10 protein-coding genes and 1 pseudogene are annotated in these 12,865 nt (G+C 40.4%); 8 read left to right on the top strand and 3 right to left on the bottom strand.

What is annotated here, in order from left to right:
* Positions 1 to 288: 288 nt before the first annotated feature.
* Both betA and betB read right to left on the bottom strand, forming a co-directional pair.
* Positions 289 to 1,974, bottom strand: coding sequence for a choline dehydrogenase (gene betA / locus X953_RS18355; protein ID WP_040956830.1), 1,686 nt, complete (start codon positions 1,972 to 1,974; stop codon positions 289 to 291).
* A gap of 267 nt (positions 1,975 to 2,241) precedes the next feature.
* Positions 2,242 to 3,699 carry a betaine-aldehyde dehydrogenase gene (betB, locus tag X953_RS18350; RefSeq protein ID WP_040957236.1) on the bottom strand — a complete coding sequence of 486 codons (1,458 nt, stop codon included), beginning with the start codon at positions 3,697 to 3,699 and terminating at the stop codon, positions 2,242 to 2,244.
* Between the two features lie 460 nt (positions 3,700 to 4,159).
* Between betB and X953_RS18345 the strand changes: the two genes are divergently transcribed.
* The 5 genes from X953_RS18345 (at position 4,160) to X953_RS18330 (ending at position 7,696) form a co-directional block, all read left to right on the top strand.
* Positions 4,160 to 5,059 carry a glycine betaine ABC transporter substrate-binding protein gene (locus X953_RS18345; protein ID WP_040956829.1) on the top strand — a complete coding sequence of 300 codons (900 nt, stop codon included), beginning with the start codon at positions 4,160 to 4,162 and terminating at the stop codon, positions 5,057 to 5,059.
* On the top strand, positions 5,047 to 5,187 hold the full coding sequence (locus tag X953_RS19935; protein ID WP_156958520.1) for a hypothetical protein: 141 nt from the start codon (positions 5,047 to 5,049) through the stop codon (positions 5,185 to 5,187). The genes X953_RS18345 and X953_RS19935 overlap by 13 nt, the downstream gene beginning before the upstream one ends.
* A gap of 109 nt (positions 5,188 to 5,296) precedes the next feature.
* Entirely contained in the window at positions 5,297 to 5,872 is a 576-nt protein-coding gene (locus tag X953_RS18340; protein ID WP_040956828.1) for a GbsR/MarR family transcriptional regulator, read from the top strand.
* A 312-nt stretch (positions 5,873 to 6,184) separates the two neighbouring features.
* Positions 6,185 to 6,976, top strand: a complete 792-nt coding sequence (locus X953_RS18335) for an SDR family NAD(P)-dependent oxidoreductase (protein ID WP_040956827.1) — start codon at positions 6,185 to 6,187, stop codon at positions 6,974 to 6,976.
* A 93-nt stretch (positions 6,977 to 7,069) separates the two neighbouring features.
* Positions 7,070 to 7,696: an NAD(P)-dependent oxidoreductase gene (locus tag X953_RS18330; protein ID WP_040956826.1), complete on the top strand. Its 627-nt coding sequence runs from the start codon at positions 7,070 to 7,072 to the stop codon at positions 7,694 to 7,696.
* A 154-nt stretch (positions 7,697 to 7,850) separates the two neighbouring features.
* Here X953_RS18330 and X953_RS18325 read toward each other — a convergent pair whose 3' ends face one another.
* Positions 7,851 to 9,080: an MFS transporter gene (locus tag X953_RS18325; protein ID WP_084715743.1), complete on the bottom strand. Its 1,230-nt coding sequence runs from the start codon at positions 9,078 to 9,080 to the stop codon at positions 7,851 to 7,853.
* 532 nt (positions 9,081 to 9,612) lie between these two features.
* Here X953_RS18325 and X953_RS18320 point away from each other — a divergent pair.
* The 3 genes and pseudogenes from X953_RS18320 to X953_RS18310 all read left to right on the top strand — a co-directional run.
* Positions 9,613 to 10,092: pseudogene (locus X953_RS18320) on the top strand (ankyrin repeat domain-containing protein); the annotation flags it as partial.
* A 141-nt stretch (positions 10,093 to 10,233) separates the two neighbouring features.
* Positions 10,234 to 11,442, top strand: a complete 1,209-nt coding sequence (locus X953_RS18315; RefSeq protein ID WP_052350204.1) for an Rpn family recombination-promoting nuclease/putative transposase — start codon at positions 10,234 to 10,236, stop codon at positions 11,440 to 11,442.
* Between the two features lie 201 nt (positions 11,443 to 11,643).
* On the top strand, positions 11,644 to 12,678 hold the full coding sequence (locus X953_RS18310; RefSeq protein WP_040956824.1) for an EAL domain-containing protein: 1,035 nt from the start codon (positions 11,644 to 11,646) through the stop codon (positions 12,676 to 12,678).
* Positions 12,679 to 12,865: the final 187 nt, after the last annotated feature.

Raw genomic sequence — 12,865 nt, 5'->3', positions numbered from 1 at the left:
CTGAAACTAGATATGGAATTTGTTAAATACATTTGTAGTAAAGTTATTGTGCATGAAAGTAAACGCTCGATTTATTAAGTAGATTTAGGGTAGCAATTGTTCCTATAAAGCTACCCTTTTTAATATGTTATTTTACCCTAACCAACGTTACGGAGAACCGTATCACAAATAATAATAAACGGAAGTTACTAAGATAAGGGTCTAATCTCCTTCCCTACAAATAAACAAAAAGACCGCTCCCATAACAAGAACGGTCTCCTTCCATTTCTCCATAAACTCATCACCAACTTACCCCTCAATCGTCCCTGCATCTTCTGGATGAATGCCATGACGATAGTAATCTTTATACTCCGGTTTCATCGGTTCGCGTCCAAGGATAATATCTGCTGCTTTTTCTGCCAGCATCAATACCGGTGCATGGATATTTCCGTTGGTTGTAGTTGGCATGGCGGATGCATCTACTACTCGGACATTGTCCAGGCCATGAACTTTCATGGTATTTGGGTCTACGACAGCCATCGGGTCAGAGGCTGGGCCCATTTTGGCCGTGCATGATGGATGAAGTGCTGTTTCCCCGTCTTTTTTGACCCACTCCAGAATTTCCTCATCTGTTTGGACAGAAGGCCCGGGTGAGATCTCGCCAGTCGTGTAAGGTTTCAATGCCGGTTGGGAGAGAATGTCTCGTGCAACGCGTATTGCTTCCACCCACTCGCGACGATCCTCTTCAGTAGATAAATAGTTACATACAATACTTGGATGCTCAAAAGGATTACGGGAACGGATCTTCAGGCTTCCTCTGGAGTTGGAATACATTGGTCCAACATGTACCTGGAAGCCGTGTTCCGTCTCTGCTTTTTGCCCATCATAACGCACTGCTAGTGGCAGGAAGTGGAACATGAGGTTCGGATAGTCCACTTCATCATTTGAACGGACAAATGCGCCACCTTCAAAATGATTGGAGGATGCTGGTCCAGTACGTCCGAGTAACCATTGCAAGCCAATCCAAGGCATTTTAGCTTTATTTAAGCTTGGTTGCATGGAAACTGGCTGTGGGCATGCATGCTGGATATATACCTCAAGATGATCCTCCAGGTTTTCCCCTACTCCAGGCAAGTGAAGAATCGGGTCGATGCCTAATGAGCGTAAATGATCAGCGTCTCCTACACCGGACAATTGTAATAGCTGTGGCGTGTTGAATGCGCCACCGGAAAGAATGACTTCCCCTGCGTTAACATGATAGGTTTTTCCGTTCCTTTGGTATGTTACTCCTTGCGCTTTGGTGCCATCGAAATTGATACTTGTAACAAACGCACGTGTCTCTACAGTAAGGTTTTTGCGGCGCATCGCTGGGCGCAAATATGCCCGTGAAGCCGAAACCCGTCTGCCATTGTGCACTTGACTGTCGAATGGACCAAAGCCTTCTTGACGGAAACCATTTACATCAGGTGTTCTTGCATAACCAGCTTCTACACCCGCTTCAAAAAAGGCTTGGAATAAAGGATTTTTTGCCGGCCCGCGCTTTAATTTTATTGGACCATGATGCCCGCGGTATTCATCCGTAGAGTCGGCTCCAAAGGCTGCCTCCAGACGTTTAAAATACGGAAGGCAATGGGCAAAATCCCAATTTTCCATCCCTGGTTCAGAACCCCATTTCTCATAGTCCAACGGATTTCCACGTTGATAGATCATACCATTGATGGAGCTTGATCCTCCAAGCACCTTGCCTCTTGCATGGGCAACACGCCGTCCATCCATATAGGGCTCCGGATCTGTAGAATAGATCCAGTCATAAAAGCGATTGCCTGATGGGAACATTAAAGCTGCAGGCATTTGGATAAATAGATCCCAAAAGTAATCATTTCGCCCTGCTTCCAAAACAAGCACACTATTATTCTTATCTGCACTTAGACGGTTCCCGAGTACAGAACCTGCACTGCCACCGCCAATAATTACGTAATCATATGTTTGGTTCATGTGATATACCTCCTTGAAGATAGTTAAGTAGAATTCAGCAATCTAACAAACGTTATCTTCACTTTATATTTTTATTAAGTTTATTTTATTTATTAAATATTTTTTTAACGATTTGGCCAAAAGTAATGCACCATAATGTCTTTACAATGTAAAATCATGGTACACCTTTCCGTTCTGGGAATCCGCCAAGACGTATAGCGGAAATACTCTATATAGCTCTACACCTTCCTAAGTAAGAAGAGTTAGAGCGATTATTCTACCAAAATCTTAGTTAAACCATTGAACAGGTTCCGGCTGTGTATTGCGATAAATGTGTTTTACCTCGGTATATTCCTCCATGCCTTCACGGCCAAGCTCACGGCCGATGCCTGATTGCTTATAACCGCCCCACGGTGCTTGGGCGAAATAAGGATGGAAGTCATTGATCCACACGGTACCCATTCGTAAGCGTGCAGCAACAAAATCTGCTTTACTCAAGTCCTGTGTCCAGACTGCACCAGCCAAGCCATAAATCGTATCGTTTGCTAGTTTAACAGCTTCCTCTTTGGTCTGGAATGTTTCTACTGTTAATACCGGTCCAAATACCTCTTCCTGAACAATACGCATATCGCTTGTGCAGTTTGTAAATATGGTAGGTAAATAGAAAAAGCCGTTTTGCAATGCAGGATCATCTGGACGCTTTCCGCCTACAGCCAGTTTGGCACCTTCTTTTTTGCCTATTTCCACATAGTTTTCTACTTTTGCACGGTGTTCTGCCGAAATCATTGGGCCACTTTGTGTGTTTTCATCAAAACCATTGCCTAATTTGATTTGTTTCGTTCGTTCAATTAATGCTTCAACGAACTCATCATGGATGCTTTCTTCAATTAAAAGCCTTGATCCGGCAGAGCAAACCTGCCCTGCGTGGAAAAATACTGCATTTAATGCCTGATCAACAGCTGTCTCAAAGTCAGCATCAGCAAAAACGATATTCGGATTCTTTCCGCCAAGCTCGAGAGCAACTTTTTTCACGTTAAGGCTTGCTGCCTGCATGATTGTTTTCCCTGTTTCAATACCGCCTGTGAATGAGATTAAATCAACGTCAAGATTGGCAGCTAATTCAGCGCCCGCAGATTTTCCGGAACCAAGTACTAAGTTGGCAACACCTTTTGGTACACCAGCCTCTTCGATGAGTTCAAAGACTTTTACGGTGGTTAATGGTGTAATCTCACTCGGTTTCATCACAAGGGTGTTTCCTGCAGCCAAAGCTGGGGCCAGCTTCCAAGCGGCTTGGAGTAAAGGATAATTCCATGGCGTGATCTGGCCACAGACACCGACAGGCTCGCGAACAACCTTACTTTCACTGTTAGGTATCGGTGAGGCAATGACTTCGCCACCATCTTTATCTGCCAGACCACCAAAATAAAAGAATACATTCGCAATGTCGGCCATATCTGCACGACTTTCTTCGACTGTTTTGCCTGTATCCAATGTCTCGAGTTCAGCTAATTCCTCCAGATCGCGTTGGATTAATGTACCTATTTTATAAACGATTTCACCACGTTCACTGGCAGGTAATGTACTCCAGCTGCCTTCATCAAATGCCACCCGCGCAGCTTGAATGGCTGCTTGTGTGTCTTCCGCATTTCCTTCTGCAGCTGTTGCAATAACTTCTTGATTATAAGGGTTAATGATATCACGTGTTTCTCCGGATTTGGCATGAAGCCATTCCCCATTTATATACATCTTCTGTAATTTCACATCATCACTCCTAAGCGATTCTATTGTTAAGTTTGTTAAATAAAAATTAAACGTTCTTAATACAATAATCCTAACAAGACTTTCATTTACTTGTCAAATAAAAGCGGAAAGGGCTTTGGTTGCATTGGCAGGGGAAACATTTATAAAGAAATGCCTTTGATGAAATTTTTATTCATCTTTGTAAAAGTATAAAATTATCTCATTACTTCCAAGACAACAAGGAAACAAGATAAATAGAATATACAGATTTGACAAAACGAGATTTTTCTTTAATCTATTAGATATAGACTATTTGTTAAAAAAATATTTAACAAATTTATTTTATTTAATAAAAGGGAGGCGAGATAACGAATCATCTCATGTAATTTAAATACACACTTGAAGAAAAGGCGTATTTTTTACTGGATGTTAGCTAAATTTTAAAATGGAAAGGTGTTTATATTTAATGAATTTTAAAAGAGCAGGTCAATTAATTTTAATTTCTATTATACTTTTTGTACTCGCGGCATGTGGTTCAACGAGTGAAGGTGCAGATTCGGATAGCAGCTCTGATGAATCAAGAGATAGCAAAGGGACAATCTCAATCGGGCAGATTAATTGGCCTGAAAATATTGCAGTTACGAATTTATGGAAGACGATATTAGAGGATAACGGATATAATGTTGAGTTAAAACTGCTTGAAATGGGACCACAGATGGCTGCATTAGCATCAGGAGATTTAGATATCGCACCGGAAATCTGGTTGCCGGTCCAGGATAAGAGTTACTATGAGCAGTTTAAAGATCAAGCCAATTTCTTTGAAGAACCGTGGTATGAGAATGGTAGAGTTGGATTGGCTGTACCAACATATATGGAGGATATAAATAGTATTGAGGACTTGAATAAAAATAAAGATAAATTTAATGGGGAAATAATCGGCTTTGAGTCCGGAGCAGGAACCATGTTGGTTACACAGGATGTTATTGATGAATACGGGCTTGAGTATGAATTGACAGCGAGCAGTACAGCGGCAATGATTTCATCTATTAAGAAGGCGGTAAAAGATAAGGAACCGATTGTTGCTCCACTATGGAAGCCACATTATATATTCTCTGAAGTGGATCTGAAGTTCTTAGAAGATCCGAAAAAAACCTTTGGTGAGGTAGAGAAAATTTATATGGCAACCCGTGATAAATTTAATGCAGATCACGAAGAAGTCAGTAAATGGCTGACAAACTTTAAACTGGATGATGAGCAGCTTGGTGATTTAATGATTAACATTCAAGAAAATGAAGACAATCCGATTGAGGGCGCCCAAAAATGGGTGGAAGAAAATCAGGATGTCATTGACAAGTGGATGAAGTAAACGAAGGCAAAGAGACGATACTCGATAAGGGGATCGTCTCTTTTGTAAAGGAGGAAGCTATTGTTAAATTTAATTTGCTTCTTTGCCATACTAATTATAAAATAAAAGAAACATTTAATTTGTTATAAACGAACTAAATAAACATGTCGCTATTTTACGATGGTAACAATTATAATAGAAGCTTCCTTACTCGCATGAATATGAGGCAAATGTAATTTATAAAAAAGAGGTGCCACCATGGAAGGAAAACAGAATAATTCACTGAATGGAAATGCGGAAGAAAAGATTGATCAGGTTGAACGTATGATGATTAATACAATCTCAGAAACGATGGATCTGTATGGCGTTACTCCTTCAGTGGGACGTTTGTATGCAACCATGTATTTTAAACATGAACCGATTACTCTCGATGAAATGAAAGACGCACTCGGTATGAGTAAACCAAGCATGAGTACTTCCGTCCGTAAGCTGCAAGAAATCAATATCGTTCAAAAGGTATGGCAAAAGGGCTCGCGAAAGGACTCGTTCATAGCTGAAAAGAATTTCTTCAATTACTTTACTCAATTTTATGGGATGAAGTGGGAACGGGAAGTGAGTATGTATTTGGCTAGTCTGAAGAAGGCCCAGGCACTACTTAAAGAGGTAATCGAGGATAGTGAGACAGACGAAGCATCAAGAGAAAAGGCTGAATTGGATTATCAACAACTCGCAGATGCCATGGTCTATTATCGTTGGTTGGAGAAGCTAACAAAGCTTACCAAATCCGGTGAAATATTTGATTATATACCTGTAGATGATGTGGATGAAGTGTAGTTATGGTGCGTGTCACTCACCGAATAGAAACCCTTTAAACTATTAAGTTAGTTTGGAGGGTTTTGTTTTTAGTTTTTATATTGAGAAAGCAGCATACTTATTGAAGAGAAGAAACTGGGTGAAGAGGCAGTTGTCAAGGCTTACTTGACAACTGCAAAAGGTAGGAAGAATTACAAACCAAGGACTACATGAATTGATTATTATTCAATAAAAAGTGATTTTACATGTTACAACAAGTAATAGCGTTTAACCCCACCCCCAAAAGAGGAACTAACCAATAATACAACCAAAACCAACAAAGGAGCGATTATCATGTCTATTTTCTCCAACCAAGCACTAAAAAACGAACATGCACTTATCACTGGAGCAACTGGTGGCATTGGCGCGGCTACGGCAAAGACGCTTGCAGGGATGGGGGCTGCTGTGACGATTACTGGTAGAAATGAGGAGAAGCTGGAAAATGTTGCGGAGGAAATTCGAAGCACATATCCAGATGCGAAAATATGCAAGCAGCTTGCTGATCTTGATAAAGATAGTGATCGGGAAACACTTGTAGAGCAGGCGGAGAAGGCTTGTGGACCGATTACGTTGCTTGTGAACAATGCCGGAATTGCGGGTGGCAGTACAGTGGATGAGCTGACGAAAGAAAAGCTGGAGAGCATCATGGATATTAATTATACATCGACCGTTTTACTGACACAGCTTGTTTACAAGAAGATGCTGAAGAAGAAGCGTGGGGCGATTGTTAATGTATCCTCCCTGTCCGGTTTGCGTGGGACTCATGGGAATACTGCCTATTCAGGTTCCAAATTTGCGCTGATTGGCTTTACACAATCGATGGCTGTGGAAGCGATTGAACATGGCATCCGAGTAAATGCAGTATGCCCGGGATGGGTGGGTACAGCGATGGGTCAGCAGTCTGTAGAAAATAAAGCGGCACGTACCGGTACTTCCGTGGAAGAACTTCTTCAGTCCTCTGTTCCTTCTGGTCGCATGTCAGAGCCAGAGGAAGTGGCTAATACGATAGCTTTCTTAATGACAGATGCAGCGGCAAATATTGTTGGTGAGTCTGTAAAAATCTCTGGTGGTACGGTGATGCGCTAGCAGGTTATTCGTATTTTTTTGTTCGCCGATACACTACAAGTTACTAGGCTATTTTAATATATAATGACAACAGTCCAAATTGGAGGTAAGCCTGTGAACATATTACTATTAGGATCAACGGGGCGGGTTGGAAGTGCCCTGCTGGAGAAAATGCTGCACGATGGCCATGAGGTTGTAACACTTGCCCGATCACCTGAGAAAATAACATCTGAGCACCCACATTTGCACGTGGTCACGGGCGATGTACTGGATGAGGAAGCGTTGGAAAAAGCCATGACGACTCTTTCTGTAGAAGTGGTAGTAAGTGCATTAAATACGGATAAAAATAATGTGCTTTCCCGTTTTACACCAGCACTTGTTCAGCTCATGAACCAATATCACGTCAAAAGGTATATTGCCATTGGAACGGCAGGTATTTTAAACAGCAGGCAAAATCCTGACATCTATCGTTTTCAGTCCAATGAGTCAAAACGAAAATCAACGACTGCAGCAGAGGATCATTTAGCTGCATATCAGTTTTTACAGAGTTCAAATCTTGATTGGACCCTTGTTTGTCCAACCTATTTGCCTGAGGGGGAAGAAAAAGGAGATTACCGAGTGGAAGCAGAGGTGCTGCCAGTGGATGGCAAGAAGATTTCCGTACAGGACACGGCTGCGTTTGCTTATAGCCAGCTGACAGAGGATACATTTATCCGGAAACGTGTCGGAATTGCTTATTAGATCGTATATCTCGAAACAAAATTTTTTAAAAATCATTAGAGGAAAGTTGTCTAAATGGTAGATAAGGTACATTTGGAAAATAATAAATAATATAAAGAGAAGCACCTGAAATGTCAGGTGCTTTTATTGGATTAAAATATTTTTTTCTGAACCCTCAGTTTGTAGATTCGACAGCAAAGTCATCGGAGACGACTCTGTTTCGACCGGCGCCCAGGCCAACAATGAGTGTTAGTATGGAAACAATTAATAATGTTATCAGTGGATATGTCCAGCTACCAGTGGCATCTACTAAATAACCCATAAGAATTGGACCGACAGCTGCTAAAAAGTAGCCAACAGCCTGAGCCATACCGGATAACTCAGCTGCTTCCTGCCCATCCTTGGCACGCATCCCTAAAAAGGCCAATGCTAACGGGAAGATGCCTCCTGAACCTATGCCCATTATAATGACACTTGCCACCATTAATTGATATGAATCTCCGACAAGTAAGCCAGCAAAACCCAGAAAGAATAGAAGACTTAGCACAATCACCATGCCTTGCTGTGATTTAAATTTCCCCGCAATTATAGGTGCTAAAAGACTGGCAGGCAAACCGATAAACTGGTTAAAGGATAGCATCCAGCCGGCTGTTTCTTTGTTTACACCATAATCAAACAATATATCCGGCAGCCATGTGATCATTACATTGTATAAAAAAGCCTGCAGACCCATAAAAATAGCTACCTGCCATGCAAGCGGCGAGCGCCACATTTTGGTGTTACTAGCGTATACATAATGCATGCGAACTTTGTTGGCAGAAGTGCGTTGTTTGACAAAGTAAACCCAAATTGCAATTGCAGCAAGGGCGGGAACAACCCAGATACCCAGTGCGATTTGCCATCCAAGGCCAGCCCCCTCAGCAATTGGTATACTAACACCTGAAGCAAGCGCAGCAAACAGTCCCATAGCTGTTGCATAAACACTTGTCATCAAAGGAACCCGATTTGGAAACCGTTCTTTTATAACACCGGGCAGCAAGACGTTGGCTACTGCTATTCCAATTCCAAGTAATATGGTACCACCGAACAGAAGTGGTACAAATGGTACCGAACGCAGTAAAAGTCCTAGACAAAGAATAATCATTCCGGCAATCATGACTACTTCTTTGCTGTATTTCACCCCCAATTTTGGTGCGATCGGAGACATTAGTGCGAATGCAAACAAAGGCAAACTGGTTAATATTCCAATACTCCAATTCGGAAGTGCCAGTGTTTCCCGAATGATCCCGACTAACGGCCCCACAGAAGTTAATGCTGCACGCAAATTAAAAGCAACCACAATAATCCCTGAAATTAAAAGAACTTGATTATAACGCTTCAGCTCTTCATACGTATAAATACTCACGAAACATACTCCTTTCCAAGCAGCAAAGCAAATGATGCCTGTACTGCATTTATCAATTTCTGTTTCGATCAATTTTCACTGAGATTTTCGGTTCAACTTCTCTTTATCTATGTGAAACGCGAAAACAGATTGGTGTTTTGAATACTTTTTTGCCAACAACCTGTGGTTACTTTTAAATAGACAGCTTTGGTATTATCCGAACAACAGATACAGGGAAGTAGATAATGAATATCATCTTTCACTCCTATTGTCAATAAGGTACTTTTCTTGAGCCCGTATTTGTTTTATTCGCAAAAAGGGATGTCTTTCGATACACTACAAATTACTAGGCTATTTTGGATCGTTTGATAACGTGCAAGGTTATGTGCTTTTCAACAGGTTAGAAGGAATTAAGATAAACAATGAAATTTTATATAAACGAAAAGGCAGCTCCGGACCTGCCACAATTTATAGCAAATAGGAGGAGGCAGACAATGAACTGTTGGCTAACAAATGTACGGATAGAAACCGGCTTTCATAAAAAAATGGACAAGTGATTGCTACTTATGCGAACAAACCGGAAGCTGTTAAGCTCCTTATAGAAAAAGGAATTAATATTGATCTCCGGGATAATATGCAAAACAATCCATTTCTTTATGCAGGTGCAGAAGGTTATTTGGAAATTCTGAAGCTAACAATAGAAGCAGGGGCAGATCCAATTTTATTAAATCGATATGGTGGTACAGCTTTGATTCCTGCCGCGGAACATGGTCATATTGATGTCATAAAGGAATTAGTAGAAAACACGGAAGTTGATGTAAACCATATAAACGATTTGGGTTGGACAGCCTTATTAGAAGCGATTATTCTCAGCGATGGTGGAGAAAAACAACAGGAGACCATTCAAATATTAATCAAGCATGGTGCAGACGTGAATATCCCGGATAATGACGGCGTAACACCACTTCCCCATGCTAAAACTAAAGGATATACAGAAATAGTTGAAATACTTCAACAGGCCGGAGCAAAGTAGATTTTTTTAAAAAAGTACCCATAAGATTCAACACGGATATTTAGATAGTAATCGATTTGATTATTATCTAAATATTCATTATAATAAAAGTGGTTAAACATCCCCCGTACAGTCCTCACTTCGAAAAAGGAAGTGTTATAAATGCCCCTGAATATACCTTTACGACCAAACTCCTCATCGATAACAGTAATGGAAGACGCTGGTTTTTATAAGCAAAAATCAGCAAACCAAACTGAAAGAGAAAAGTTATTGAAACATGTCCCTCTGGAAAAGTTAATGGATTTGAAAGTAGACTATGCTTTTAAACAGTTATTTGGAAGTGAAAAAAATAAGGATATTACTGTTGTATTTTTAAATGCCATTCTAAAAAAATCCGGTCGCAAAGTCATAAAAGAAATAGCATTCACCAGCACGGAATCCGGAGGTGAATATGTAGATGACAAGCAATCCAGGCTTGATTTTCTCGCAATAACAGATGAAAATGAACGAATTAACGTTGAAATTCAGTTTACTAACAAATATGACATGGTAAAACGATCTATCTACTATTGGGCAGGCATCTACCGTAGTCCTTTGCAGAAAAGGATGAGCTACAAAGAACTACAGCCAGTGATTGCCATTAATATAATGAATTTCAATTTATTTCAACAGACAGATCGTTTTCATACAATGTATCATTTATATGAAGATGAGGAAAAATTTAAGTTGACGGATGTCATGGGATATCATTTTATAGAAATGCCCAAATTAATAAGAGACTGGAAGAATGGTAATCTAGATCCATGGAACGATGTTTTAGTTAGATGGCTATTAATGCTTGGTATGGTGGATTATCGAAATAAAAAGGTTTACGATGATATTTATCAAGAGCTGGAGGCGATTGCTATGAAGGATAAATCGGTGCGTGCTGCTTTTCAAAACTGGGAGCAACTAAGTATGACACAGGAAGAATATTTTGCTTATGAATCGCGTTTGAAGCAAATTAATGATGAAGAAGCCGCCCAGCGCGAGGCAGAGCTCAGGCTGCAGGAAGCGAAAGAGAAGGCAATTAGGGAAGGAAGAGAAGAAGGAAAGCAAGAAGGAAAGCAAGAAGGAAAGCAAGAAGGATTAGCTAAAGGAAGAAAAGAAGGAAGAGAAGAAGGAAGACAAGAAGGAAGACAAGAAGGATTAGCTAAGGGAATTGCGGAAGGAAAAGCGGAAGGAATCGCTGAGGGGATAAAAGAAGGAGAGAAATCCACACAAGAGAAAATTGCCCGGCGTTTATTAATAAATGACATGGATAGTGAAACCGTGGCAGAAACAACGGGGCTATCCATTGAACGAGTTATTCAACTTCAACGTGAAATATAGTCTAACTGTATAAGTTAAATGTAAAAAGGAAATGAAATCTAATTAAGATTCTATTTCCTTTTTGTGTTATAAAAGTAAGCTGCCACATCTCAATTAATCTATATATCAGGGGATTTAGCTCGCCTTTTTCTAGTACTAAAGAAGGATATTGTATCTTTTTGTCGAATATAAAAAAGACACTAGATAAAAGGGGAATGGAGAATGAGTTGTGATATTTGTGCACCACAAGAAAAGGGATATACCGTATGTTTTTCAGATAAGCAAGATGCACAGCGACTTTTAAGTTATTTTAATAGCCTTCCAACAGAAAATTGGAAGAGGATAGATCCTGCAAACGTGTGGATGATAGAGTCCATCTTTTTTGACTTTATGGATTATGCGGAGGCGCATCTAAGTGAGAGTCATATAGTTGTCGCTTTGGCAGATGTCCGCAAGCCGTTAAAGTATAAAACCCCTTTGAAACCAATTGCTCAATTTAAACAGGAGCGTGAAGCGAGCTGGATAGATGATGTAATACAAAACGAATCGATCGCTACCCATTATCAGCCAATCGTTAGTTGGACAGCTGGTACATTAGAAATTGTAGGTCATGAATTATTGTCGCGGGGCTTGGACAACGAAGGGAAGATTATTCCTCCCTTTAAAATGTTTGAGGCTGCTAAGATTAGAAATCGTACATTCTCCCTGGATAGGGCATGCAGAATTACTTGTGTAAAAAATGCGGAAGCTGTGGGAGATAAGCTTATATTTATTAATTTTATACCTACAGCTATTTATGTACCGGAGCATTGCCTGGCAACTACGATTAAATTAATTGAAAAACTGAATATACAGCCTGAACAGGTCGCTTTCGAGGTCGTTGAAACAGAACAGATAGAGGATGTTGCGCATTTAAAATCGATCTTAAATTATTATCGGTCACACGGGTTTAAGTATGCGCTGGATGATGTAGGAGTAGGTTATAATGATGTAGAGATGTTGTCCAATATGGAGCCTGACTTTGTGAAGTTAGCGATGGAATATACAAATGGAGTGAGTCAGGACGCGCAAAAACAACATGTGGCAAAGTCTGTGTTAACAATTGCACATAATATGGGCGCAAAGGCATTGGCAGAAGGTGTAGAGCAGGAAGAGGACTTATTGTACTTAGCTGATATGGGATATGATCTATTCCAGGGCTATTATTTAGGAAAGCCAACTGCAGCCCCTGCAACAAGGATAGAAAAAATGCAGTAAGCTAACATTTAATATATAAGCTAGGTAAGACCAGATGTCTTGGCTAGCTTATTTCTGTTTAAAATAGAAAATAAGGCTCTAATATATATGTGGTGGTTATTCAATAATTCGAGAAATAATATACGGTAAGTGGAACCTATATATTAGATCATAAACAGGAGCGGCAGATAGTTTCGCATTCCTGCTG

Source organism: Virgibacillus sp. SK37, assembly GCF_000725285.1.
GTDB lineage: Bacteria > Bacillota > Bacilli > Bacillales > Amphibacillaceae > Virgibacillus_Q.
Note: the sequence above shows the minus strand (reverse complement) of the source record. Positions and strands in the feature narration are given on the sequence as shown.